The 364-nt window shown below is 64.8% G+C and carries 1 pseudogene; it reads left to right on the top strand.

Annotation, left to right across the window (positions count from 1 at the left end):
• Positions 1-364 (top strand): annotated as a pseudogene (locus tag F6X40_RS43135) (LysR family transcriptional regulator); the annotation flags it as partial.

The following is a 364-nucleotide window of genomic DNA, read 5'->3' as shown; positions in this document are numbered from 1 at the left end:
ATTCTTGCGGGCGTGCTGGACACGCCTTCGCTACGGCTGCTCTGCCACGAAGGCGAGGCGGAAGACCTGCTGGCGGAACTGGCGCATCACCATCTGGATCTCGTGCTGTCCAGCCAGCCCGCGCCGCGCAACTCGAATCTGCGTCTATCCAGCGAGCGCCTGATCGCTTCGCGATCGACTGGTACGGGCCGGCCACCGTGGTGCGAAAAACGCATGTCGATCATTTTCCGCAATGCCTCGCGTCGCGCGGCATGGGCGTGTTTCCGCTCGCGGCGTTCGGCGCCGAGCGCAACGATCCCATGCATCGCGGCTTGCGCTGGCTCGGCCGCTCGCCGGAAGTGAAGGAGGAAATACACGCAATCGT

Origin of the sequence: Paraburkholderia sp. UCT31 (assembly GCF_014397655.1) — a bacterium.
Classification (GTDB): Bacteria; Pseudomonadota; Gammaproteobacteria; order Burkholderiales; family Burkholderiaceae; genus Paraburkholderia; species Paraburkholderia tuberum.
This window is presented reverse-complemented; position numbering and strand designations above follow the sequence as displayed.